This is a genomic window from Geodermatophilus nigrescens, from assembly GCF_900129495.1.
In the GTDB taxonomy this organism is placed as follows: domain Bacteria; phylum Actinomycetota; class Actinomycetes; order Mycobacteriales; family Geodermatophilaceae; genus Geodermatophilus; species Geodermatophilus nigrescens.
Genome location: NZ_FQVX01000003.1, coordinates 550,647 through 569,297, shown reverse-complemented (window position 1 = coordinate 569,297; position 18,651 = coordinate 550,647). Strand labels below are relative to the sequence as shown.

At 77.1% G+C, this 18,651-nt stretch carries 23 protein-coding genes; 6 read left to right on the top strand and 17 right to left on the bottom strand.

What is annotated here, in order from left to right; genetic code table 11:
* Position 1: 1 nt before the first annotated feature.
* Complete coding sequence (gene guaB, locus BUE37_RS16475; RefSeq protein WP_073421948.1) at positions 2–1,519, bottom strand: IMP dehydrogenase; 1,518 nt, start codon at positions 1,517–1,519, stop codon at positions 2–4.
* A 200-nt stretch (positions 1,520–1,719) separates the two neighbouring features.
* Between guaB and BUE37_RS16470 the strand changes: the two genes are divergently transcribed.
* Positions 1,720–2,115 (top strand): DUF5319 family protein, encoded by a 396-nt coding sequence (locus BUE37_RS16470; RefSeq protein ID WP_073421430.1) that lies wholly within the window; start codon positions 1,720–1,722, stop codon positions 2,113–2,115.
* A gap of 2 nt (positions 2,116–2,117) precedes the next feature.
* Here BUE37_RS16470 and BUE37_RS16465 read toward each other — a convergent pair whose 3' ends face one another.
* Positions 2,118–2,288: a DUF1059 domain-containing protein gene (locus tag BUE37_RS16465; RefSeq protein WP_073421429.1), complete on the bottom strand. Its 171-nt coding sequence runs from the start codon at positions 2,286–2,288 to the stop codon at positions 2,118–2,120.
* A 158-nt stretch (positions 2,289–2,446) separates the two neighbouring features.
* Complete coding sequence (locus BUE37_RS16460) at positions 2,447–3,139, bottom strand: helix-turn-helix transcriptional regulator (protein WP_245794671.1); 693 nt, start codon at positions 3,137–3,139, stop codon at positions 2,447–2,449.
* Positions 3,140–3,428: 289 nt separating this feature from the next.
* Between BUE37_RS16460 and BUE37_RS16455 the strand changes: the two genes are divergently transcribed.
* The gene (locus BUE37_RS16455) at positions 3,429–3,728 is read left to right on the top strand and encodes a WhiB family transcriptional regulator (RefSeq protein ID WP_073421428.1); all 300 of its coding nucleotides are present in this window, start codon (positions 3,429–3,431) and stop codon (positions 3,726–3,728) included.
* A gap of 64 nt (positions 3,729–3,792) precedes the next feature.
* Here the strand turns inward: BUE37_RS16455 and BUE37_RS16450 are convergent, their stop codons facing one another.
* Complete coding sequence (locus BUE37_RS16450; protein WP_073421426.1) at positions 3,793–4,302, bottom strand: hypothetical protein; 510 nt, start codon at positions 4,300–4,302, stop codon at positions 3,793–3,795.
* A gap of 48 nt (positions 4,303–4,350) precedes the next feature.
* Between BUE37_RS16450 and BUE37_RS16445 the strand changes: the two genes are divergently transcribed.
* Positions 4,351–4,791, top strand: a complete 441-nt coding sequence (locus BUE37_RS16445) for a MarR family winged helix-turn-helix transcriptional regulator (RefSeq protein ID WP_073421424.1) — start codon at positions 4,351–4,353, stop codon at positions 4,789–4,791.
* A 157-nt stretch (positions 4,792–4,948) separates the two neighbouring features.
* Here the strand turns inward: BUE37_RS16445 and groL are convergent, their stop codons facing one another.
* Positions 4,949–6,592 carry a chaperonin GroEL gene (gene groL / locus BUE37_RS16440; RefSeq protein WP_073421423.1) on the bottom strand — a complete coding sequence of 548 codons (1,644 nt, stop codon included), beginning with the start codon at positions 6,590–6,592 and terminating at the stop codon, positions 4,949–4,951.
* Positions 6,593–6,747: 155 nt separating this feature from the next.
* A complete protein-coding gene (gene groES / locus BUE37_RS16435) occupies positions 6,748–7,056 on the bottom strand; it encodes a co-chaperone GroES (RefSeq protein WP_073421422.1) in 309 nt (102 codons plus the stop codon).
* Positions 7,057–7,239: 183 nt separating this feature from the next.
* Here groES and BUE37_RS16430 point away from each other — a divergent pair, with 183 nt between their 5' ends.
* A complete protein-coding gene (locus BUE37_RS16430) occupies positions 7,240–8,448 on the top strand; it encodes a THUMP-like domain-containing protein (RefSeq protein WP_083628774.1) in 1,209 nt (402 codons plus the stop codon).
* A gap of 78 nt (positions 8,449–8,526) precedes the next feature.
* Here BUE37_RS16430 and tsaD read toward each other — a convergent pair whose 3' ends face one another.
* From tsaD to tsaB, 3 genes are read right to left on the bottom strand one after another with little or no spacing between them, the layout of a single operon-like run.
* On the bottom strand, positions 8,527–9,561 hold the full coding sequence (gene tsaD, locus BUE37_RS16425; protein WP_073421421.1) for a tRNA (adenosine(37)-N6)-threonylcarbamoyltransferase complex transferase subunit TsaD: 1,035 nt from the start codon (positions 9,559–9,561) through the stop codon (positions 8,527–8,529).
* Positions 9,558–10,022, bottom strand: a complete 465-nt coding sequence (gene rimI / locus BUE37_RS16420) for a ribosomal protein S18-alanine N-acetyltransferase (RefSeq protein ID WP_217651283.1) — start codon at positions 10,020–10,022, stop codon at positions 9,558–9,560. Before rimI ends, tsaD begins: the two co-directional genes overlap by 4 nt.
* Positions 10,019–10,657 carry a tRNA (adenosine(37)-N6)-threonylcarbamoyltransferase complex dimerization subunit type 1 TsaB gene (tsaB, locus tag BUE37_RS16415; RefSeq protein WP_073421420.1) on the bottom strand — a complete coding sequence of 213 codons (639 nt, stop codon included), beginning with the start codon at positions 10,655–10,657 and terminating at the stop codon, positions 10,019–10,021. Before tsaB ends, rimI begins: the two co-directional genes overlap by 4 nt.
* Positions 10,658–10,743: 86 nt before the next feature.
* On the opposite strand from tsaB, the gene BUE37_RS16410 reads away from it, so the two are divergent.
* Positions 10,744–11,427, top strand: a complete 684-nt coding sequence (locus BUE37_RS16410) for an alpha/beta hydrolase (RefSeq protein WP_073421418.1) — start codon at positions 10,744–10,746, stop codon at positions 11,425–11,427.
* 31 nt (positions 11,428–11,458) lie between these two features.
* Here BUE37_RS16410 and BUE37_RS16405 read toward each other — a convergent pair whose 3' ends face one another.
* From BUE37_RS16405 to BUE37_RS16390, 4 genes are read right to left on the bottom strand one after another with little or no spacing between them, the layout of a single operon-like run.
* The gene (locus tag BUE37_RS16405) at positions 11,459–11,968 is read right to left on the bottom strand and encodes a GNAT family N-acetyltransferase (protein WP_073421416.1); all 510 of its coding nucleotides are present in this window, start codon (positions 11,966–11,968) and stop codon (positions 11,459–11,461) included.
* On the bottom strand, positions 11,965–12,654 hold the full coding sequence (locus tag BUE37_RS16400) for a haloacid dehalogenase-like hydrolase (protein ID WP_073421415.1): 690 nt from the start codon (positions 12,652–12,654) through the stop codon (positions 11,965–11,967). Before BUE37_RS16400 ends, BUE37_RS16405 begins: the two co-directional genes overlap by 4 nt.
* Positions 12,651–13,100: a tRNA (adenosine(37)-N6)-threonylcarbamoyltransferase complex ATPase subunit type 1 TsaE gene (tsaE, locus tag BUE37_RS16395; RefSeq protein ID WP_073421414.1), complete on the bottom strand. Its 450-nt coding sequence runs from the start codon at positions 13,098–13,100 to the stop codon at positions 12,651–12,653. Before tsaE ends, BUE37_RS16400 begins: the two co-directional genes overlap by 4 nt.
* A complete protein-coding gene (locus BUE37_RS16390; RefSeq protein WP_073421412.1) occupies positions 13,097–13,729 on the bottom strand; it encodes a uracil-DNA glycosylase in 633 nt (210 codons plus the stop codon). The genes tsaE and BUE37_RS16390 overlap by 4 nt, the downstream gene beginning before the upstream one ends.
* On the opposite strand from BUE37_RS16390, the gene BUE37_RS16385 reads away from it, so the two are divergent.
* On the top strand, positions 13,723–14,379 hold the full coding sequence (locus BUE37_RS16385; protein WP_342742289.1) for a TIGR04222 domain-containing membrane protein: 657 nt from the start codon (positions 13,723–13,725) through the stop codon (positions 14,377–14,379). The genes BUE37_RS16390 and BUE37_RS16385 overlap by 7 nt on opposite strands.
* A 30-nt stretch (positions 14,380–14,409) precedes the next feature.
* On the opposite strand, the gene BUE37_RS16380 is transcribed toward BUE37_RS16385, so the two are convergent.
* From BUE37_RS16380 to BUE37_RS16365, 4 genes are read right to left on the bottom strand one after another with little or no spacing between them, the layout of a single operon-like run.
* A complete protein-coding gene (locus BUE37_RS16380) occupies positions 14,410–15,633 on the bottom strand; it encodes an alpha/beta fold hydrolase (RefSeq protein ID WP_083628773.1) in 1,224 nt (407 codons plus the stop codon).
* The gene (alr, locus tag BUE37_RS16375) at positions 15,633–16,769 is read right to left on the bottom strand and encodes an alanine racemase (RefSeq protein ID WP_073421408.1); all 1,137 of its coding nucleotides are present in this window, start codon (positions 16,767–16,769) and stop codon (positions 15,633–15,635) included. The genes BUE37_RS16380 and alr overlap by 1 nt, the downstream gene beginning before the upstream one ends.
* On the bottom strand, positions 16,766–18,229 hold the full coding sequence (locus BUE37_RS16370) for a bifunctional ADP-dependent NAD(P)H-hydrate dehydratase/NAD(P)H-hydrate epimerase (RefSeq protein ID WP_073421406.1): 1,464 nt from the start codon (positions 18,227–18,229) through the stop codon (positions 16,766–16,768). Before BUE37_RS16370 ends, alr begins: the two co-directional genes overlap by 4 nt.
* Positions 18,226–18,603, bottom strand: coding sequence for a holo-ACP synthase (locus tag BUE37_RS16365; protein WP_073421405.1), 378 nt, complete (start codon positions 18,601–18,603; stop codon positions 18,226–18,228). The genes BUE37_RS16370 and BUE37_RS16365 overlap by 4 nt, the downstream gene beginning before the upstream one ends.
* Positions 18,604–18,651 lie beyond the last annotated feature (48 nt).

Below are 18,651 nucleotides of genomic sequence, written 5' to 3'. Positions count from 1 at the left end.
GTCAGCGCCCCCGGTAGTTCGGTGCTTCGACCGTCATCTGGATGTCGTGCGGGTGGCTCTCGGTCAGGCCCGCGGCGGTGATGCGGGTGAGCTGGCCGCGCTCCTGCAGGTCGGCCACGGTGGCCGCGCCGGCGTAGCCCATCGACGCCCGCAGGCCGCCGACGAGCTGGTGGGCCACGGTCGCGAGCAGGCCGCGGTAGGGCACCTGGCCCTCGATGCCCTCGGGGACGAGCTTGTCGTCGGAGAGGACGTCGTCGGCGAAGTAGCGGTCGCGGCTGAAGGACTGGTTGCCGCGCTTCTGCATCGCGCCCAGCGACCCCATGCCGCGGTAGGTCTTGAACTGCTTGCCGTTCATGAACACGAGCTCGCCCGGCGCCTCCTCGACGCCGGCGAACAGCCCGCCGATCATCACCGTGTCCGCACCGGCGACCAGCGCCTTGGCGATGTCGCCGGAGTACTGCAGGCCGCCGTCGGCGATGACCGGCACCCCGGCCGGCTTGCACGCCAGGCTCGCCTCGTAGACGGCGGTGATCTGCGGGACGCCGACGCCCGCGACCACGCGGGTGGTGCAGATCGAGCCCGGGCCGACGCCGACCTTCACGGCGTCCGCGCCCGCGTCGACCAGCGCCTGCGCGCCGGCGCGGGTGGCCACGTTGCCGCCGACGACCTGCACGCCGCCGTCGCCCCCGAAGTCCGTGCGGACCCGGGCGACCATGTCGAGGACGGCGCGCTGGTGGCCGTGCGCGGTGTCGACGACGATCACGTCGACCCCGGCGTCGACCAGCAGGCCCGCCCGCTTGTAGGCGTCCTCGCCGACGCCGAGCGCGGCGCCCACGACGAGGCGGCCGTCGGCGTCCTTGGTGGAGTTCGGGTACTGGTCGCGCTTGACGAAGTCCTTGACCGTGATCAGCCCGCGCAGCCGGCCGGCGTCGTCGATGATCGGCAGCTTCTCGATCTTGTGCTGGGACAGCAGCGCCAGCGCGGTGTCGGCGTCCACCCCGACCGGGGCGGTGACCAGCGGCATCGGCGTCATGACGTCCCGGACGAGCCGGTGCTGGTCGGTCTCGAAGCGCATGTCGCGGTTCGTGACGATGCCGACCAGCACGCCGTCGCCGTCGACGACCGGGGCGCCGGAGATGCGGTAGCGGGCCGACAGCGCGTCGACCTCGGCCAGGGTGTTGTCCGGCGAGCAGGTGACCGGGTTGGTGACCATGCCGGCCTCGGAACGCTTCACGAGGTCGACCTGGCCGGCCTGCTCCTCGGCGGCGAGGTTGCGGTGCAGGATGCCGACGCCGCCGATGCGCGCCATGGCGATCGCCATCCGGGCCTCGGTGACGGTGTCCATCGCGCTCGACAGCAGGGGCACCGCCAGCCGGATGCCGCGGGTCAGGCGGCTGCTGGTGTCGACCTCCGCCGGGACGACGTCGGACTCGCCCGGGATGAGCAGGACGTCGTCGTAGGTCAGGCCGAGCGGGGCGAACTTCGCCGGCAGCTCGGGGGTCCGGTCGTCGGGCTGCATGATCGCCGCCACCCTCTCGTCGGTTCGCCCCCGGCCGGGCGCGCGGGAACCACCCCCGATCGTAGGCGGGGGCGCCGGGGGCCCGGGACGGCGTCCGCGCACGCGTGGGAACGGGAGCCGGAGGCGGCTACCGTGGTCCCCCGGACGCGCGCCCGCGCGACCGCACGAGAGCGACCGCGCCGCACGAGGGAGGAGGCACCGTGGGTCCCTTCGACGACCTGCCGGGCCCCGACTCAGGCTCCACGCCGTCGGACCCGCCGCCGCTCACCATGGAGGAGCGCGCCGGCGTCCTCGACGACCTCGCCGAGCTCGAGGTGTTCCGCACCCTGCTCGAACCGACGGGCATCAAGGGCATCGTCGTCGACTGCCCGGACTGCGACGAGGAGCACCACGTCGACTGGGCGCTGATGCAGGCGAACCTGCGCCAGCTGCTCGAGGAGGGGCAGACCGGCCGGCACGAGCCGCCGTTCGACCCGGACCCCGACGACTACGTCAGCTGGGACTACGCCAGCGGCTACGCCGACGGGGTCGCCGCGATGGCCGAGCGCGAGGAGCCCGGGGGCGGCAGCACCGGCCGCCACGCCCGCGACGACTGAGCTCAGACGTCCCGGACGAGGGTCGCGAGGCGTCCCTCCAGCTCGGGGGTCACCTCGACGCGGTGCGCCTCCCGGGCGTGCGGCCCGACCTGCGCCATCAGCTCGTCGACCGACTCGGCCCGGACGACCGCCTCGCAGTCGAACCCGGCGTCGCGGCAGCGCAGCTCCTTCATCGTCGTCCCCTCCGGCGGCGGCCCCGTGCACGGTCAGCGTGCGCCGGGACGGCCGTCCGGGCCAGGGGTACCGGCGCGTTCCGCGTGCACCGGGACGAGAACGCGCCGAGGGCCCCCTCCCGTGCTCCGGAGGGGGCCCTCGGCGTGCGTCCGTCGTCTCAGGTCATCATCCCGCGACGGAAGCCCGTCGCGACGGCCTCGGCCCGGTCCTTGGCGCCGAGCTTGCGGAACAGCCGGCGGGCGTGGGTCTTGATGGTGTCCTCGGACAGGTAGAGCTCGCGCCCGATCTGGGCGTTGCTCTTGCCCTGGCTCATGCCGGTGAGGACCTGCATCTCACGCATGGACAGCGTCACCGCGGGCGCGGCCTCGCGGACCGGCGTGCTCACCGCGCGCGGGCCGGCGCCGTTGAGCGGCGTGGCCCACGCGGGCACCGGGGCGCCGACGGAGGCCAGCGGCACGGAGGCGCTGACCTGCTGCGGCGGGCGCGGGCCCTCCGGGCGCAGGCCGACGCGGGACAGGCCCAGGCCCATCTCCAGCGCGCTCGCATCCCAGCGCAGGTAGCCCCGTGCACCGACGGCGACCGCGCCGCGGACGGTCTCGGCGTCGTCGGGGGCGCCGAGCACCAGCACGGGCACGCCCGGGTGGCTGCGCAGCACCGTCGTCGCGACGCTCAGGCCGGTGTCCACGGCGCGCTGCGTGCCGACCAGCAGCACGTCGGGCTGCCGGGTGGCCAGCCGCTGCATCAGCGCGACCGCGTCACCGACGACCTCGACGCGTCCCACGAACGGGAGGGCCACCAGGCGGGCGGCGACGTCGTCGCGCACGCGGCGGCGCTCGTCGTACACCCACACGGTCGTGGCACCGTGTCCCGGTCCACGCATCCTGTCGTCGATCACTCGCTGCTCCTCGTCTCCCCCGGCCGGGCGGGGCGCCCGGGTCACTCGACCCGGGGAACGGCACGGCCTGCAGTCACCTTGACCGCCGGTCAGGACGGGGAACACCCGTGCTCACCCTGCGGGGGGAGACGGGAGCCGGGAAAATGTCCGATCCCGGTGTGTTTGACCCCGGGGACCCTCGGGCACCGGCACCCCAGCAGCCGGACCGCCCCCTCCGGCTCGCACCGAGCCGAGGAGGACCGACATGGCCGACATCCGCCGACTGCCGACGCCCGTGGCCGAGGTCTGGGACTGGCAGCTGCACGGCGCCTGCCGTGGAGAGAGCACGGCCCTGTTCTTCCACCCCGACGGCGAGCGCGGCCCCGCGCGGGCCCGTCGCCAGGCGGCCGCGAAGGCCGTCTGCGCCTCCTGCCCCGTCGTGGAGGCGTGCCTCAAGCACGCGCTGAGCGTCCGCGAGCCCTACGGCGTGTGGGGCGGCATGAGCGAGGAGGAGCGGGCCCGGCTGATCGCCGCGGAGCCCGCCGCCGTCGCCGCGGGCGTCTAGCCGCACGGACGACGAGAGGGCCGGTCCAGCACTCGCTGGACCGGCCCTCTCGCTGCGTCCGGGGTCAGTCGACCCGCTCGGCGGTCATCAGCTCGTCGTGCACCCAGGTGACGCCCCGGTCGGGGGACGTCTCGGCCGACCAGGTGAACGAGCGCGGGCGGACGTCGGAGAAGCGCCAGCGCAGCCACGGCTCCTCGTCGTCGCTGAGCAGGAGGACGCCGCCGTCGCCGGTGGGGCGGCCGGTGAAGCGCCGCACGCGCCCGTTGACCGGGTCCATCCACGTCGAGCGCCACGTCCCGGGGGCGTGCGGGTCGGGGAAGCGGACCGTCGTCCCGTGGAACGCCCGCGGCGGGACGCCGGCGCCGGGCCGTCCCGGACCGGGCACCACCCAGACGTCCTGCACCGCCCGGCCGCCGAGCACGCGGCCGACGTGCAGCTCCCCCTCCGCCGTCGCCCAGTCCCCGTCGGGCCCGAGGCCGCGCCAGGACAGCCGCCAGCTCCCCGCCAGCCGGCCGAACAGCGCCAGCGCGTCCTCGCCGTCGGGCTCGGGCGAGTGCAGGACCTCGTGCAGCACGGCGACCTCCTCGTCAGTCTCCTGTCAGGACGACAGTAGACTGTCATCATGACCGACGTCCAGGAGGCCTACCGGCTGCTCGTCGCCGACGTCTACGAGCTCGCCGGCACGTCCCGGCGCACCAGCGAGGCGATCGCCGCGACGGCCGGGCAGACCACCGCCCGGTGGCACGTGCTCAGCGTCCTGTCCGGGGCGCCGTCGACGGTGGCCGCCGTGGCCCGCCGGCTGGGCCTCGCCCGCCAGTCGGTGCAGCGGGTGGCCGACGACCTCGTCGCCGACGGCCTGGCCGACCGCGCACCCAACCCCGACCACCGCACCGCTCCCCTGCTGGAGCTGACCAGCGCGGGGCGGGCGGCGCTGGCGGCGCTGGTCGAGCGCGGGGACGCCGACCGGGCGCGCGTCCTGGCCGCGGCGGGCACCTCCGCCGAGGAGCTGCTGGCCTGCCGGGAGGTCCTCCGGCGCCTGGTCGCCGCGCTCGACGGTCCCTGAGGCGGACCCTGAGACGACGGGAGGGCCGGCCCAGCAGACGCTGGGCCGGCCCTCCCGGTGTGCGGGCCGTCCTGGCCCACGTCCGTGCGTCCTGGCTCACCGTCGGCGGTGAGCCAGGACGCCGCACGATCAGCTCACCTGATCGTGCGGAACGGGGTCAGTGGCTGTGGCCGTGACCGTGCGAGTGGCCGTGGGTGTGGTGCCCGCCGCCCGCGTGGTCGTGCTCCTCCTCCGGCGCCTCGACGACGGCGGAGTCGGTGGTGAGCACCATCGCGGCGATCGACGCGGCGTTGCCCAGCGCGGCCTTGGTGACCTTGACCGGGTCGATGACGCCCTGGCCGGCCAGGTCGCCGTACTCGCCGGTGGCGGCGTTGAAGCCCTGCCCCACGCCGAGGTCGCGGACCTTGGCGACGACGACGCGGCCCTCGAAGCCGGCGTTGTCGGCGATGCGCGCCAGCGGGGCCTCCAGCGCGCGCTGCACGGCGCGCGCGCCGGTCAGCTCGTCGCCGGTGAGGTCCAGCGCGTCGATCGCGGTGGCGGCGTGCACGAGCGCGGAGCCGCCGCCGGGGACGACGCCCTCCTCCACCGCGGCGCGGGTGGCGGCGATGGCGTCCTCGATGCGGTGCTTGCGCTCCTTGAGCTCGACCTCGGTGGCCGCGCCGACCCGGATGACGCCGATGCCGCCGGCCAGCTTGGCCAGCCGCTCCTGCAGCTTCTCGCGGTCCCAGTCGGAGTCGGTGGCCTCGATCTCGCGGCGGATCTGGGCGACCCGGTCGGAGATCGCGCCGGCCGTGCCGCCGCCGTCGACGACCGTCGTCGTGTCCTTGGTGACGGTCACGCGGCGGGCGGTGCCGAGCACCTCGAGGCCGACCTGGTCGAGCTTGAGGCCGACGTCCTCGCTGACGACCTGGCCGCCGGTGACGATGGCGAGGTCGGTCATGAAGGCCTTGCGGCGGTCGCCGAAGTAGGGCGACTTGACCGCGACGACGCGGATCGTCTTGCGGATCGAGTTGACGACGAGGGTGGACAGCGCCTCGCCCTCGACGTCCTCGGCGACGATCAGCAGCGGGCGGGCGCCGTTGCCGAGCACCTTCTCCAGCAGCGGGAGCAGGTCGGCCAGCGCGCTGACCTTGCCCTGCACCAGCAGCACGAGGGCGTCCTCGAGGACGGCCTCCATCGCCTCCTGGTCGGTGACGAAGTAGGGCGAGAGGTAGCCCTTGTCGAACTGCACGCCCTCGGTGACGTCGAGGTCGGTGGAGAGGGTGTTGCTCTCCTCGACGGTGATGACGCCGTCCTTGCCGACCTTCTCCATCGCCTCGCCGATCAGGGCGCCGACCTCGGCGTCCTGGGCGGAGATGGTGGCGACGCCGGCGATGGCCGACTGCTCGTCGACGGGGATGGCGACCTCGTCGAGGGCCTTCGACACCGCGTCGACGGCGGCGCGCATGCCGCGGCCGAGGCCCATCGGGTTGGCGCCGGCGGCGACGTTGCGCATGCCCTCCTTGACCAGCGCCTGGGCCAGCACCGTGGCCGTGGTGGTGCCGTCACCGGCGACGTCGTTGGTCTTGGTGGCGACGTTCTTGGCCAGCTGGGCGCCGAGGTTCTCGTACGGGTCCTCGAGCTCCACCTCGCGGGCGATGGTGACGCCGTCGTTGGTGATGGTCGGGGCGCCGAACTTCTTGTCGAGGACGACGTTGCGCCCGCGCGGGCCGAGGGTGACCTTGACGGCGTCGGCGAGCTTGTCCACGCCGCGCTCGAGCGAGCGGCGGGCGTCCTCGTTGAACTTGATGATCTTGGCCATGGGGCCCTTCCGATCAGATCGCTACGGGGGTGAGACGGCGACCGCCCCGGGACCCGGTCAGTCGGGTCGCCGGGGCGGTCTGGTGCCGTGCTGGAACGGCCACTCTCCAGGGGCCCGCGCCGAGCTCGCTCGGCGTGGGGGGAAGGGTGGTCCTTCTACTTCTCCACGACGGCGAGCAGGTCGCGGGCGGAGAGCACGAGGTACTCCTCGCCGGCGTACTTGACCTCGGTGCCGCCGTACTTCGAGTAGATGACGACGTCGCCGACGTTGACGTCGAGCGGGACGCGGTTGCCGTTGTCGTCGATGCGGCCGGGGCCCACGGCGATGACCGTGCCCTCCTGCGGCTTCTCCTTGGCGGTGTCCGGGATGACCAGGCCGGAGGCGGTGGTGGTCTCGGCCTCGTTGGCCTGGACGACGACGCGGTCCTCGAGCGGCTTGATGGAGACCTTGGTAGCGGTCGTCACGAGGTGACGCCCCCTTCGGGATCGGACGGCTGGTGGGGTTGCACGTTGTGGCACGGGGGCCGGGCCTGCCGTCGCGGGGGTCAGGCGCCTGCCCGTGTCGATTGGCACTCTACCCACGAGAGTGCCAGCCCCTCAACCGGGTCCACCGCTCGGAGGACGGGCCGCTGCGGGAGGCTGGTCGCCGTGCCCAATCCCGCCGCGCTGACCCTGCTGCGCACGCCCGAGGGAGCCGCCGCGACCGCCCGCGCAGCGGCGCTACTCGCCGGGGGCGCCGACGTGCTGGCGGGGGTCGCCGCGCTGCGCGCGGAGGTCGGGCCGGAGCTGGCCGGTCCCGCCTGGGAGCTGGCCCGGCTGCGGGCGCGGGCCCGCCCGGTGTTCGGCGCCGACGCCGACCGGCTGTTCCTCACCGCCGACACGCTCGAGCAGGCCGGCCGTCCCGCGCTCGCCGCCCGCCGGGCCGCCCGCCTGCTCGCCGACGGCACCGACTCCGCCGCCGACCTCGGCTGCGCGTCGGGCACCGACACCGTGGCGCTCGCCCGGGCCGGCGCGCGGGTGCTCGCCGTCGACCTCGACCCGGTGGCCCGCGAGCTCACGGCCGCCAACGCCGAGGCGCTCGGCGTGGCCGACGACGTGTGGGTGGTCGCGGGCGACGTCGTCGAGCTGGTGGACGCCGCCCGCGGGGGCGAGATCGCCGGGTGCGCGGCCGCCGTCCTCGACCCCGCGCGGCGGGCGGGCGGCCGCCGGCAGCTCGACCCCGACCGCTGGTCGCCGCCCTGGTCGACGGTGACGGCGCTGCTCGACCGGGTGCCGCGCGCCGTGGTGAAGGTGGCGCCGGGCCTCGACCACGACCGGGTGCCCGAGGGCGTCGAGGCCGAGTGGGTGTCGGTGCGCGGGTCGATCGTCGAGGCGCTGCTGTGGGGCCGCGGGGTGTCCGAGGTGTGGCGGCGGGCGACCGTCGTCCGCGGCGACGACGTGCACGAGCTCACCGCCGGCGCCGACCCCGGGCCCGCGCAGGCCGGCCCGGTCGGGGCGTGGCTGCACGAGCCCGACCCCGCCGTCATCCGCTCCGGGTTGGTGTCCCTCGTGGCCGCGGAGCTCGGCGCGACGCTGGTCGACCCGACGATCGCCTACCTGACCTCCGGCGCTGCCCCGGACTCCCCGTGGGTCACCTCGTACCGCGTCGACGAGGTGCTGCCGTTCGGCCTGAAGAGGCTGCGCGCGCTGCTGCGGGCCCGCGGCGTCGGCCGGGTGGTGGTGAAGAAGCGCGGGTCGGCGATCGAGCCGGAGACCCTGGCGCGGCAGCTGCGCGGCCCGGGCGACCGGAGCGCCACCGTCGTCGTCACCCGGGTGGCCGGCGCCCCGACCGCCCTGGTGTGCGACGTCAGCGGGTGAGGAAGGACCCCGTCCCCCTCACCCCTCGCACGCTCGGGGTGAGCCTCTGGACGGGGCCGCGACCGCAACAGTCGTCGCTCAGCGGCTCACCGTCTGGATCGGCAGGCTGCTGTCGGCGCCCAGGTCGGGCGCCGAGGGCTCGACGCCCGCCGCGACCAGCCGGGAGCCGAGCGCCGCGACCATCGCGCCGTTGTCGGTGCACAGCCGCGGGCTGGGCACGCGCAGCACGATCCCGGCCGCGGCGCAGCGCTCCTCCGCCAGCGCCCGCAGCCGCGAGTTGGCCGCCACTCCCCCGCCGAGCACGAGGTGGTCGACGCCGGAGTCGCGGCAGGCGCGCACCGCCTTGGCGGTGAGCACGTCGGCGACCGCCTCCTGGAACGACGCCGCGACGTCGGCCACCGGTACCGGCTCCCCCGCCTTCCGCCGCGCCTCCACCCAGCGGGCGACGGCGGTCTTCAGGCCGGAGAAGGAGAAGTCGTAGGGCGCGTCGCGGGGGCCGGTGAGCCCGCGCGGGAAGTCGATGGCCGCCGGGTCGCCGTCGCGGGCGGCGCGGTCGATGGGCGGGCCGCCCGGGAACGGCATGCCGAGCACGCGGGCGACCTTGTCGAAGGCCTCGCCGGCGGCGTCGTCGATGGTGCGGCCGAGCGAGGTGACCTCGCGGGCGAGGTCGGGCACGAGCAGCAGCGAGCTGTGCCCGCCCGACACCAGCAGCGCCAGCGACGGCTCGGCCAGCGGGCCGTGCTGCAGCTCGTCGACGGCGACGTGCGCGGCCAGGTGGTTGACCCCGTACAGCGGCTTGTCCAGCGCCAGGGCGTAGGCCTTCGCGGCGGCCAGCCCGACCAGCAGCGCGCCGGTGAGGCCGGGTCCCGCGGTGACCGCGACGGCATCGACGTCGGACGCCGACACCCCGGCCTCGGCGAGCGCGCGGTGCACGGTCGGGACCATCGCCTCCAGGTGCGCCCGCGAGGCGATCTCGGGCACCACGCCGCCGAAGCGCTCGTGCTCGGCCATCGAGGTCGCCAGCGCGTCCGACAGCAGGGTGTGGCCGCGCACCAGGCCGACCCCGGTCTCGTCGCACGAGGTCTCGAACCCCAGGACCAGCGGCTCGCTCACCGCCGCACCTCCCGCTTCATCACGACGGCGTCGGTGCCGCTCGGCTGGTAGTAGCGCGGGCGCCGGCCGATCTCGGCGAACCCGCGGCGCCGGTAGAGGCCCTGCGCCACCTCGTTGTCGGCGCGCACCTCGAGCAGCACGACGGGGCTGCGCCGGTCGGCCTCGGCGAGCAGCGCGTCGAGCAGGAGCGCGCCGAGGCCCTCGCCCTGCCGGTCGCGGGCGACGCCGATCGTGGACACGTGCGCCTCGTCGTCGTAGGCGATGAGGCCCGCGTACCCGACGACGGCGCCGTCGTCCTCGCCGTCCGTGTCGACGGCCACGAGGTAGTGCCGGGTGTCGGTGCGCGACAGCTCGTCGCGGTACATCGCGCGGGTCCAGGTGTCCGGCGCGAAGAGCTCGTCCTCCAGCGCCAGCACGGCGTCGAGGTCGGCCAGCCGCATCGGCCGCAGCCGCGCGCTCACGACGTCGTCACCGGCTTGAACGACGTCGGCGGGACCGCGTCGGGGCGGCGCAGGTACAGCGGGACGAGCGGCCCGGCCGACGACGGGTCGTCGAGCAGCGGCGCCGCCGCCCGCAGCAGACCGGCGACCGTCACCTCGGCGGGCGTGACCGCGGCGCCGAGCCGCTCGGCGAAGCGCGGGTCGCCGACCAGCGGGCCGCGCGCGGCGAGCTCCTCGGGGCGGACGACGCCCGGCCCGTCGACGCGCGCGCCGGCGGCGTCGTAGGCGGCCCAGTAGACCTCCTTGCGCCGCGCGTCGGTGACCACCGTCCGCTCCCCCGACCCGACGGCGTCGAGCGAGCAGACGCCCACGGCGGGGACGCCGCCGGCGTCGGCCAGGGCGGCCGCGGTGACCACGCCGACCCGCAGGCCGGTGAACGGGCCGGGCCCGAGGCCGGTGACGACGGCGCCGACGTCGGCCAGCGCCACGCCGGCCTCGGCCAGGGCCTCGCGCACGGCGGGGACGAGCAGCTCGGCGTGCCGGTTGCCGGAGGGCACCGCCCGCTCGGCGAGGACCTCCACGCCGCCGTCGTCGGAGCGGCGGGCGACGCCGGCGACCAGCGTGGGGGTCGCGGTGTCGAGGACGAGGACCAGCACGACCGGCCAGCGTAGTCAGCCGTTGTCGCCCGGCGGCCCGGTCGGGCAGGATCGCCCGGCCCACGCCGTCGGGGAAGAGGACGCCGATGACCGCATCACTGCTGCTCGTGCACGGCGCCTGGCACGGCTCGTGGTGCTGGCGCCCCCTGGTGGAGGAGCTCGGCGACGACGTGCGGGCGCACACCGTCGACCTGCCCAGCGTCGGCGAGGACCCGGCCGCGCTGGGCGACCTCCGTGCCGACGCCGCGGCCGTGCGGGACGCCCTCGCGCGGGTCGACGGCCCGGTCGTCGTCCTCGGCCACTCGTACGGGGGCGCGGTGGTGACCGAGGCGGTCGCCGCGGACAGCGGCGTCGCGCACCTCGTCTACCTGTGCGCCTTCCAGCTCGACGTCGGGGACTCCCTCCTCGGGAGCGTCGGCGGGCAGGCGCCGCCCTGGTGGGAGGTCGGGGAGCACGCGATCGGGGTGACGGACCCGGCGGCGGTCTTCTACAACGGGGTGCCCGAGGAGCTGACGCGCGACGCGGTGGCCCGCGTCGGGCTGCAGTCCCGCGCCTCGGTGGAGCAGCCGCTGACCGGCGCGGCGTGGCGGCACGTGCCGAGCACCTACGTCGTGTGCGAGGACGACCAGGCCATCCCGGTGTTCGCCCAGGAGGCGATGTCGTCCCGGGCCGGCGAGGTGCTGCGCCTGCCGTCGGGGCACTCGCCGTTCCTCTCCCACCCCGCCGAGCTGGCCGCGCTGCTGCGACCGGTCCTCGACCGCGCCGGCTGAGCGGTCGCGGCGCCGGTCCTGGCGCGGACGGTCACACCGACAGCTCGGAGACGACCTCGACGCCGTCGACCGGGTCCACCTGCTCGCCCACGACGACGAAGCCGAACGGCCGGGCCACCGCCTGCGACGCGGTGTTCGACGGCGCGATCGACAGCCGCACCACCGACACGGCCGGCTCCGCCCGGGCGCGGGCGAGCAGCGCGGCCAGCGCCGCCCGCGCGTAGCCGCGGCGCCGGTGCTCGGGCAGCACGGCGTAGCCGATCTCGACCATGCCGCGCCCGTCGGGCGGGCCGTGGAAGCCGGCGCGCCCGACGGCCAGCCGCCGGTCGGGGTCCCACACGACGCCGGTCACCCACGCGGCCGCGGCCGGGTCGGCGGCCACCTGCTCCGCGCGCATCCGCCACACCTCCGACCAGTCGGGATCGGCGAAGCCCGGCGGCAGCGGGACCGGGCACGCGGCGCCCGCGGCGGCGAGGTCGCCGGCGGCCAGCGCGGCGAACGCCGCCGCCGGGAGGGCGAGCACGTCGACCCGGACGCTCACCCGGCGCTCCCCGCCCAGCGGAGCACCTCGACGTCCGGGCCCAGGACGGCCCGCAGCCTCGCCAGGTCCCGCGGCGTCGGGTCGACGAGGTGCGGGACGCGCGCGGCGCGCAGCAGCGGCAGGTCGGAGGCGCTGTCGGAGTAGGCGTGGTCCAGCGGCAGCGGCACCCCGGCCGCCCGCAGCGCCTCGAGCTTCCCCTGCCCCCGGGCGGGGACCGCGGGTGCCGGCAGCCCCCAGCGGCTGCGCCGCAGGTCGGTGTCGACCACCTCGACGTCCGGCAGGCCGATCACCCGGCACACCTCCGCCGCCAGCGGTCGGGCGCACGCGGTGGCCACGACCACCCGGTCGCCGCGGGCGACGTGCTCGCGGACCCGGGCGACCGCGGCCGCGGCGGTGCGCCCGCCGGCCGGGCCGGCGTGCTCGGCGGCGAAGGCCCGCGCCGCCGCGGTGAACCCCTCGGCGTCGAGGCCCACCGCGGCAAGCCACACCAGCCAGCGCTCCGCGGGCACCCGCAGGCGCCCGGTCGCCAGCGCCGGCAGCCACACCGGCGCGGTCAGCAGCGCCGCGGCCAGCCGCAGGGGCTGCCGGGTGAGCAGGCGGCGGAGGAAGCCGCCGAAGGAGTCGCCGGCGACCAGCGTGCCGTCGAGGTCGAAGACGACGACCGCCGGCCGGCCCGAGGGGCTCACGCCTCCAGCCGCCGCTCCCAGCCTGCGCCGGAGGGCACGAGCACGGCGGTGCGGACGTCGTCGTCGCGGCGGTCCAGGCGCACCTCGAGGTGCTCGTCGGTGAGCCGCTCGACCAGCCCGGCGCCCCACTCGACGACCGTCACCGACTCCTCGGTCGAGGCGTCGAGGTCGAGGTCGTCGACGTCGGCGACGCTCCCCAGCCGGTAGGCGTCGACGTGCACCAGCGGCAGCCGCCCGCCGCGGTGCACGCGGGCGATGACGAAGGTCGGCGAGGTGACCGGCTCGGTCACCCCGAGCGCGGCACCGAGGCCCTGGGTGAGCGCGGTCTTGCCGGCGCCGAGCGGGCCGGTGAGCACCAGCAGGTCGCCCGGCTCCACGACGGCGGCGAGGGCGGCGCCGAGGGCCCGGGTGTCGTCGACGGTGGGCAGCACGTGCTCGCGCCTCATGCCGCCAGGCTCCGGGCGACCGACGTCAGGTCCTCGAGCAGGCCGGCGCGGGGGGCGCCGTTCGGCCCGAACCGGATGGCCGCCGACGGGTGGTAGGTGGCCCAGACCGCCCGGCCGCCGACGTCGTGCGGGCGGCCGCGGGCCCCGGCGAGCACGGTGCGCGGGCCGAGGAACCACTTGGCCGACGACAGGCCCAGCGCCACGACGACCGGCGGGTCGAGCAGCTCGAGCTGGCGGCGCAGCCAGCCGCTGCAGCGGGCCACCTCCGGCGTCTTCGGCGTCCGGTTGCCCGGCGGTCGGCACTTCACGATGTTGAGCACGGCCGCCTCGGCGCGGTCGAGCCCGGCCTCGGCGAGCAGCTGGTCGAGCAGCTGGCCCGACCTCCCGACGAAGGGCCGGCCGGTCTCGTCCTCGTTGGCACCGGGCGCCTCGCCGATCAGGGCGAACCGCGCCCGCCCGCGCACCGGCGGGTCGCCGACGACGACGTGCTGCCGGGTGGCCGACAGCTCGGGGCAGGCGACGCAGGGCGTCGCGGCGGCGGCGAGCGCGGGCCAGTCGGCGGCGGCCGCGGCCGTGGCGGCGACCTCCTCGGCCGCGGCGTCGAACCGGGGCGGACGGGGGGCTGCCACGTCCCCGACCCTACGGCGGGCGCGGCCGGGGGGCTTCCGCGCCCGCTCCCGCCCTGTCACCGTGGGACAGGGCCCCCGCCGCGGGAGGAGTCGCCATGACCGAGCACCCCGACGTCTACGAGGTCGCCTGTCTGGCCGGCGGGCCGCAGCGGGTGGTCGACACCGCGCTGGTGGCCCTCGTGGTCACCGGCCGGGTGCGCGCGGTGGCGCCCGGGGAGCTGCAGGTCGTCGAGCCGCGGCGGCGCCACCCGGTGGAGGCCGCCGTCCTCGACGCCGTCGGGGGCCGGGGCCGCCGGTCGGTGGAGACGGTGCGCTGGCGCGCGCTGGCCGACGACCGGGTCACCGTCCTCCCCCGCCGGCTGCGCGCCGAGCGCCTGCTCGGCCGGTTCACCGGCCCGACCGCGGCCGGCCGGCGCGTGCTCGAGCGGGCGCGCGCCGCCGACGTCGGGCCGGTGCTGCACGTCGCCCTCGAGGGCCGGGACCGGCTGACCGACCCCGCGCTGCGGGAGGCCGTCTGCGACCCGCCGCGCCGCCCGGTGCTGCCCGGCGTCGCCGCCTCGCCGTGGGCGCTGTCCTACGCCGACGGGTGCGAGGTGGCCCAGCGGACCCGGGACACGCTGGTGGCCCGGGGCCTCGACGGCCGCCCCTGACGACGGACCGGCCGGGCTCCCCGCGGGGACCTACCGGCCGGGTTCCTGGCGGATGCGGGCGGTCTCCGCGGCCACCCGGCGCACCAGGCCGGCCAGCGCCCGGGTGACCTCCTGCGGCTTCTCCAGCGTCACCAGGTGCCCGGCGTCGTGGACGACGACGTGCTCGACCGCCGGCCCCTCGCCGCCGAGCAGCTCCACCAGGGTGTCGCTGTGCGCCGGCGGGATCATCCGGTCGGCGTCGCCGGTGAGCACGAGCGTGGGCACCCGGCGCAGCGGCGCGAGCGCGCCGGTCTCGTCGAGGCCGGCCAGCGCCGGGTAGAACTCGGCGATCACGTCGACCGGGGTGCCGGCGATCATCGCGTCGACGTAGCGGCCCAGCCGCGGATCGACGTCGGTGGAGGCGAACGACAGCGACCAGGTCGCCGCGGAGACGACGTCGGCGGCGAGCCGGCGGGTGCGCTCGGCGAACACCGGCCGCCGGCGCATCGTCCAGGCGGCCACGGGCAGCACCGCGGCGCGCACGCGGGTGAGGAAGTCGGGCAGGCCGAAGTCGAGGTCGGCCAGCTGGCCGCTGGAGGTGGACACCAGCGCGACGCCGGCGACCTTCGTGCCGAACAGCTCCGGGTGCAGGTCGGCCAGGCCCATGACGGTCATGCCGCCCATGGAGTGGCCGACCAGCACGACCGGCCCCTCCGGCACCCGCTCCTCGAGCACCCGCGCGAGGTCGCGGGCCAGCTGCTCGATCGTCGAGTTCTCCGCCGGCCCGCGGGACGACGAGCCGTGCCCGCGCTGGTCGTAGAAGACCAGCCGAGCGGTGGGCCGGTGGCCGTTCGCGGTGGCCAGCTCCGCGCCCAGGGACCGGCGCTGGTAGGTCCAGGAGGCCATCGACAGCGTGTAGCCGTGCACGAAGACGACGGTCAGCGGCGCGTCGAGCGGGCCGACCTCGTCCACGGCGAGCAGCACGCCGTCGTCGGCCTGCACCTGCGCCGTCCGGTCGGCCCGGCGCGCGGCGGCGCCGAGCGGGTCGTCCTCGCGCAGCTCGGCGTCGCTGGCGCCCTCCGGCAGCGCTCCGCCCGGGCTGAGCCGCTCGGCCCGCACCCGGCGGGTGGCGATGCGCGCGACGGCGACGCCGACGGCGGTGGTGGCCGCCGCGAGGCCGACGACCGCGCCGGCGATCCCGACCGCCGGGTGCCGCTCCAGCGCCCCGGTCAGTCCCGGGTGCGCCGGCGCCCGCCGGCTCGACCGCTGTGCCATCAGACCGCCCCCGCCGACCCGACGTGGCGGCGGGTGAACCGCCCGCCGACCCGGGTGACCAGCTCGTAGTGGATGGTGTCGACCGCGTCGGCCCACTGCTGGGCGGTCGGCTCGCCGCGCTCGCCCGAGCCCCACAGGACCACCTCGTCGCCCGGGGCGACGGCGTCGTCGCCGACGTCGAGCACGAACTGGTCCATGCACACGCGGCCGGCGATCGTCCGCTGCGCGCCGGCGGCGAGCACGGGTGCGCGGTTGCCCGCGGCGCGCGGGACGCCGTCGGCGTAGCCGACCGGGACCAGCGCCAGCGTCGTCTCCCGCTCCGGGGAGTAGGTGTGCCCGTAGGAGACGCCGACGCCGGCCGGCACCCGCTTGGTCAGCGCCACGCGGGCGCGCACGCTCATGGCCGGCCGCAGGCCGTGGACGGCGGGGTCGCCGCCGAGCGGGTCGAGGCCGTAGAGGGCGACGCCGGGGCGGACCATGTCGTACCAGGTGTCGGGCAGCGCGACGGTGGCCGCGGAGTTGGCCAGGTGCCGGGTGCCGTCGAGGCCGGCGGCGCGGGCGATGCCGACCGCCTCCTCGAACACCCGCACCTGCGCGCCGATCGTCGGGTGGGTGGGGGCGTCGGCGTAGGCCATGTGGCTCCACAGCCCGACCACCTCGACCTCGCCGTCGGCCTGCGCGCGGGCCGCCGCGGCCACCAGCGCGGGCCAGTCGGCGGTCGTGGCGCCCTCGCGGGACAGGCCCGTGTCGGCGCACAGGTGCAGCCGCGCGGGACGGCCGGTGGCGCGGGCGGCGGCCACGACCTCGGCCAGCCCCCACTCCGCGTTGGCCGACACCTCGACGCCGGCCTCCAGCGCGGGCGCGAAGTCGGTGCCCGGCGCGTGCAGCCAGGCCAGCAGCGGCGCCGTGACCCCGGCGGCACGCAGCGCGAGCGCCTCCTCGAGGACGGCGACGCCGAGCGCGTCGGCACCGCCGGCGAGCACCGCCCGCGCGGCCGGCACCAGACCGTGCCCGTAGCCGTCGGCCTTGACCACCGCCATGAGCGGACGGCCGACCCGCTCGCGGAGCACGGCGGTGTTCGCCGCGATCGCGTCGAGGTCGACGACCACCTCGGCCCGGGGAGCTGGCTGCTTCACGCCCCCGAGTGTCCCAGGAGCGCGTCGCCGCCCCCGCGCACCCGGCCGACGGTGTCCGGCAGCACCCGCACGAGGTCGGAGGCGAGGATCGGCCCGCGAGCCGCGGCGATCTGGCCGGCCCGGCCGTGCAGGTGGGCGGCCGCCGCGGCCGTCTCCGCCGCGGGCGTGCCGGCGGCCAGCAGCGAGCCGAGGACCCCCGACAGGACGTCGCCGCTGCCGGCCGTGGCCAGGTCGGAGGTGCCGGTGGCGTTGACGAACGCGGTGCCGTCGGGCGCGGCGACCACGGTGGCGTCGCCCTTGAGCAGGACGACGGCGCCGAGGTCGGCGGCGAGCCGGCGGGCACTGCTAATGCGGTCGCCGCCGACCGGGACGCCGAAGCGCTCGAACTCCCGGTCGTGCGGGGTCAGCACGGTGGGCGCGGTGCGGCCGCGGACGAGGTCCGGCTCGCGCGCGGCCATCGTCAGCGCGTCGGCGTCGACCACCACCGGCAGGTCGGTGGCCAGCACCTCGGCCAGCACGCTCCGGGCGTCGTCGTCGGTGCCCATCCCGGGGCCGGCCACCCAGGCCTGCACGCGGCCGGCGTCGCCGGGCCGGCCGTCGGTGACGATGGCCTCCGGCCAGGCGGCGCGGACGCCGTCGGCGGCGGTGCCGGCGTAGCGGACCAGCCCCGGGCGGGTGCGCAGCGCCGCCCCGGTGCACAGCACGGCGGCGCCGGGGTAGACCGCCGAGCCCGCCACCACCCCGACGACGCCGCGGGAGTACTTGTCGTCGGTGGGGCCGGGCGGTTCCAGGTGCGCGGCGACGTCGGCGTCGGTGAGCTGGTGCGCGCGGGCCGGGGCCAGGTGCGGGGCGAGACCGATGTCGACCAGGTGGACCGTGCCGGCGTACCCGCGCCCCTCCCCCACGACGAGGCCGGGCTTGACCGCGCCGAAGGTGACCGTGTGCACCGCGGCGAACGCCGCGCCCTCGACCGCGCCGGTGTCGGCGTCCACGCCGCTCGGCACGTCGACGGCGACGGTCAGCCCCGGTCCGGTGGCCGCCCGCTCCGCCAGCCGGGCCGCCTCGGTGCGCAGGCCACCGCGGCCGCCGATGCCCACGATGCCGTCGAGGACGAGGTCGGCGCGGTCGAGCCCGTCGGGCCCCTCCGGGCCGGTGACCCGCCCGCCGGCGCGGCGCAGCGCGGCCAGCCCGGCGGGGTGGGCGCGGTCGGCGTCGAACAGGACGGCGGTCACCCGGGCGCCGCGGGCGGCCAGCTGCGCGCCGGCGAACAGCGCGTCCCCGCCGTTGTTGCCGGCGCCGACGAGCAGCGTGACGCGGGCGCCGTGCGCCCGGCCGAGCAGCCGCAGGCAGACGACGGCCAGGCCGGTGGCCGCCCGCTGCATGAGCGCGCCCTCGCGGCCGGCGGCGAGCAGCACGTCCTCGGCGGCGCGGACCTCGGCGGCGGTGGACAGCCCGATCACGCGGGTCCCCCCTCGGCGACGACCACCGCGGAGGCGATCCCGCCGTCGTGGCTCAGGGACACGTGCCAGCGGGTGATGCCGAGCTCCGCGGCCCGGGCGGCGACGGTGCCGCGCACCTCCAGGTGCGGGCGGCCGTGCTCGCCGACGGTCACCTCGGCGTCGTGCCACTGCAGCGCGCCGGGGGCGCCGAGCGTCTTGGCGACGGCCTCCTTGGCGGCGAACCGCGCGGCCAGCGACTCCGCCGTCCGCGGGTTGCCCGACGGCGTCACCTGCTCGGAGGCGGTGAACAGCCGGTCGCGGATGCCGGGCGTGCGGGTGAGCGACTCGGCGAAGCGGGTCACGGGGACCACGTCGATCCCCACCCCGATGATCACCGGGCCAGTCTGCCGTGCCGCCGTCGCCGTCGCCGTGCGGCCCGTCGC

Bases quoted from the DNA above. Each gene is read 5' to 3' on its own strand.
- guaB (WP_073421948.1), bottom strand. From the start codon at position 1,519: ATGCAGCCCGACGACCGGACCCCCGAGCTGCCGGCGAAGTTCGCCCCG.
- BUE37_RS16465 (WP_073421429.1), bottom strand. From the start codon at position 2,288: ATGAAGGAGCTGCGCTGCCGCGACGCCGGGTTCGACTGCGAGGCGGTC.
- BUE37_RS16455 (WP_073421428.1), top strand. From the start codon at position 3,429: ATGGCCGACATCCGCCGACTGCCGACGCCCGTGGCCGAGGTCTGGGAC.
- BUE37_RS16445 (WP_073421424.1), top strand. From the start codon at position 4,351: ATGACCGACGTCCAGGAGGCCTACCGGCTGCTCGTCGCCGACGTCTAC.
- groL (WP_073421423.1), bottom strand. From the start codon at position 6,592: ATGGCCAAGATCATCAAGTTCAACGAGGACGCCCGCCGCTCGCTCGAG.
- BUE37_RS16410 (WP_073421418.1), top strand. From the start codon at position 10,744: ATGACCGCATCACTGCTGCTCGTGCACGGCGCCTGGCACGGCTCGTGG.
- tsaE (WP_073421414.1), bottom strand. From the start codon at position 13,100: ATGAGGCGCGAGCACGTGCTGCCCACCGTCGACGACACCCGGGCCCTC.
- BUE37_RS16380 (WP_083628773.1), bottom strand. From the start codon at position 15,633: ATGGCACAGCGGTCGAGCCGGCGGGCGCCGGCGCACCCGGGACTGACC.